Below are 3,755 nucleotides of genomic sequence, written 5' to 3'. Positions count from 1 at the left end.
CCACCGCCCCCGCCGCCGCTCCCGCCGGGCCGCCCAGCCTGACCGACCGCCTCAACGGCCTCGACCGGCTCGTCCGCGCGGGCGAGGGCCGGCTCGACCAGCCCGTCCTCACCGAGGCCGGGGCGCTGCTCGACCGGGCCGGGCAGCGGCTCCGGCTGTCCAGCGAGCACACCGTCGTCGCCCTCGCAGGGGGTACGGGCAGCGGCAAGTCGTCGCTGTTCAACGCCATCTGCGGGCTCGAACTGTCGCCGACCGGCATGCGGCGGCCGATGACGTCCCAGGCCCACGCCTGCGTCTGGGGCCTGGACGGCGCGGGCCCCCTCCTCGACTGGCTGGACGTCGACAAGCGCCACCGCTACGCCCGCGCCAGCGCCCTCGACCTGGAACGCGCCGACAGCTCCCTCCAGGGGCTCGTCCTCATCGACCTGCCCGACCACGACTCCATCCAGGCGATGCACCGCGCCGAGGTCGACCGGTTCGTCACCATCGCCGACCTGCTCGTCTGGGTCGTCGACCCGCAGAAGTACGCTGACGCCGCCCTGCACCGCAACTACATCGTCCCGTTCGCGCGGCACACCGGCGTGACGCTGATCGTCCTCAACCAGGTCGACCGGCTCACCCCGCACGAGATCGACGACTGCGTCGCCGACCTGCGCCGCCTCCTGGAGGCCGAGGGCCTCACCGACCCGCGCATCGTGACGACCTCCGCCGTCGCCGAGGACGGCGTCTTCGGCTTCCGGGACATCCTCGTCGACACCGTCGCCGCCCGCCGCGCCCGCACCGAGCGCCTGTCCGCCGACGTCGACCGGGCCGCCGAGCGCTTCGTCGCCTACCGCGCCGACACCGCACCGCCCGCCACGGTCGACGACGGCCGCCGCGGCGACCTCGTCCAGGCCTTCGCCGACGCCGCGGGCGCGCCCGCCGTCGCCGAGGCCATGGAGAGCGCCTACGAGCTGCGCGCCGCCGACTTCGTCGGCTGGCCCGTCGCCGCGATGATCGCCCGCCTCCGCTCGGACCCGCTGCGCCGGATGCGCCTCACCGAGCTGCGCGAGGAGCTCCGCGGCGCCTTCACCGGCCCGATCGGCGCCCAGCAGGGCGACGTCGACACCGCGCTGCAGGCCGTCACCGAGGGCATCACCCCCGAGCTGCCCGCGCACTGGGGACGCTCCCTGCGCGCCGCCGCCCGCTCCCACGCGACCGAGATCCCCGAGGCCCTCGGCGAGTCCCTCAAGGACGCGCTGCCGACGTTCAACCAGGTGCCGCGCTGGTGGTGGCTGGTCAAGACGTGGCAGTACTTCCTGGTGCTGGTGGCCGTCCTCAGCCTCATCTGGATCGGCTTCCTCGTCGCCTACGGCCTGCTGGACGCTGGCGGCGAAGACCCGGGCGGCCTGGTCGGGGAAGCGGGCCTCATCCCTTACGTGGCCGTCCTAGTTGTATGCACCCTGGGCATGGGCTGGCTGACCTCCTCGGCATGCCGCAACCTGGTGGCCCTCTCGTCCGCCAAACACGGCGACAAGATGGAGCACCACATGCGCCAGGGCATCGAGAAGGTCGCGCACGAGAAGGTGATCGTGCCCATCGAGCAGGACCTCCAGGTCTACGCCCGCTTCCGCCAGGACGTCGACATCGCGCTGGGCCGCGGCTGAGAGTTATCCACAATTCCATTACCGCACCCCCGCCAGGTGCCGCCTGCACCACCGTTGACTCGAACACACGAGACAACGGAGGACCACGATGAACGAGGCGCACATCACCATCACGGGCTTCGTCGCGGCAGAACCCCGCTACGCCGTGACGGCCAACGGCACACCGTTCCTGTCGCTCAGGGTCGGCTGCACGCCCCGCCGCTACGACCGGCAGACCGGCCAATGGCAGGACGTCGAGACCCTGTTCCTGACGGTCAACTGCTGGCGGAACCTGGCCGACAACGTCAACGCGTCCGAGTTCCAGCGCGGTACCCCGGTACTCGTCACGGGCCGCCTGCGCATCCGGCAGTACGAGCGCGACGGCCAATGGCGCTTCTCCGCCGAGGTCGAGGCCACCACCCTCGGTCCCGACCTCGTCCGAGGCACGGCCGACTTCCGCCCCATCCAGCGCGGCGGCCCCCTCAACGAGGAAGACCTCCAGCTGGCCCGCGACGCAGCCGACGAATGGGCCCTGAGCACACCCGCCGAAGAGGAGGAACCGAAAGCCGCCTGACCACGACGGCGGCGCCATGTCCGGGGGAGCGGGGGCGTGGCCGACAGAAGCAGCCGCCGTCGGTCGGCGCCCCCGCACCCTCGGGTTCCGCGGCCTGGTCAGATCCAGGAAACGCCGCGCATGGTGGTATCCCCCTCAGGATGTGCCTGGGGCCGCGAGTCCGCGGGCCCTGATGCGTGGTGATCCGACGGTCACCCGCACGTGCGTTCCCGAACGTACCTGTTTCACGCCCCTTCCGCACACGTTGCAACTATCGTGTTACACAACGTGATGCGCGTAAGGGGGAAGGATGACGGCAGTGCAGTCGTCCGCCGAGGACCGTGGTGGGGAGCTGCCCCGCAGGCCGAGGCGTAGGGCGCTACTGGGGCGTCCGTCCCTGCTCGTGATCTATGTGCCGGTGGTGGTGGCCGTCCATCTCGGGCTGATCGCCGCGAGCCTGGCCGGCACGCCGCTCCGGACCGGCGACCTGACGACGTTCGCCGCCCTCCTGGCGTGCGGCGCGGTCTGCATCGAGGCGACCCGCCGCCTCGGCATGCCGGCCGGGGTCGCACGCGACCTCCTGTCGGCATGGTGGCTGCCGGTCGCCCTCCTGCTGCCGCCCGTCTACGTCCTGCTGATCCCGATACCGCTGCAGGCGCTGCTGCAGTTCCGGGTCCGCCGGACGCTGGTCTACCGGCGGGCGCTGGTCGCGGCGGCGCACGGGATCGCCGGAGCGGGCGCGTCCGTGGTGTTCCACCTGGTGGTCCCCGAACCGCTGGACGGGGCACCGCGGTGGCTCGTCGACGCCTACCCGGGCATCCCGGCGGCCGTGGGGTGCGCGGCCCTGTTCACCGTCGTGAACACGGCCATCGTCGCCGTCGCGGCGCACGCCGCCAACCCCGAGAGCCGCTGGCGCGACGTCCTGTGGACGCGCGAGAGCCTCCTCCTGGACGTCGTGGAGCTCTGCGTCGGCATCCTCGTGGCGATCACGAGCGCCCTCTCACTGGGCCTGCTGCTCCTGGCGCTCCCGCCGGTCGTCCTCCTGCAGCGCAGCCTCATGCACCAGCAACTCCAGGCGGCCGCACGCACGGACTCCAAGACCGGCCTCCTGAACGCCGCGGCATGGCAGCGAGAAGCCGACACCGAACTGTCCCGCGCCCAACGCACCCACGACGCCGTGGCCCTCCTCCTGATCGACATCGACCACTTCAAACGCGTCAACGACACCCACGGCCACCTGATGGGCGACCAGGTCCTGGTAGGGGTAGCCAGCACGCTCTGCCACCAACTACGCGACTACGACGTCGTGGGCCGCTTCGGCGGCGAGGAATTCGTGGTCCTGCTACCAGGCGCCGACACCGTCGAAGCATGCCGCGTGGCCGAACGCCTCCGCGGCCGCGTCCGCCGCCTGGCCGTCCCCGCAGAAGAAGGCACGGTGACGGTAACCGTCTCCGTGGGCGTAGCCCTGTTCCGCACCCACGGCGAAGACCTCATAGACCTCTTGGCCGCCGCCGACCTGGCCCTGTACCGAGCAAAGTCCTCCGGCCGAGACCGAGTCTGCCTCCCGGCCCTAGAAG

The 3,755-nt window shown here is 71.7% G+C and carries 3 protein-coding genes; all 3 read left to right on the top strand.

Translation table 11 applies throughout. From position 1 onward, the window contains the following. A partial coding sequence (locus tag E1264_RS41335) for a GTPase (protein WP_347813457.1) occupies positions 1-1,646 on the top strand: 1,646 nt, incomplete at its 5' end. A gap of 88 nt (positions 1,647-1,734) precedes the next feature. Then, positions 1,735-2,199, top strand: a complete 465-nt coding sequence (locus E1264_RS41330) for a single-stranded DNA-binding protein (protein WP_132182837.1) — start codon at positions 1,735-1,737, stop codon at positions 2,197-2,199. A gap of 289 nt (positions 2,200-2,488) precedes the next feature. Further along, on the top strand, positions 2,489-3,755 hold a 1,267-nt coding region (locus E1264_RS41325; RefSeq protein ID WP_132182835.1), incomplete at its 3' end, for a GGDEF domain-containing protein.

The sequence above is a fragment of the Actinomadura sp. KC216 genome (assembly GCF_004348535.1).
Taxonomy (GTDB): domain Bacteria; phylum Actinomycetota; class Actinomycetes; order Streptosporangiales; family Streptosporangiaceae; genus Spirillospora.
This window is presented reverse-complemented; position numbering and strand designations above follow the sequence as displayed.

Excerpts from the sequence above, each read along its gene's own strand:
- E1264_RS41330 (WP_132182837.1), top strand. The coding sequence starts at position 1,735 with ATGAACGAGGCGCACATCACCATCACGGGCTTCGTCGCGGCAGAACCC.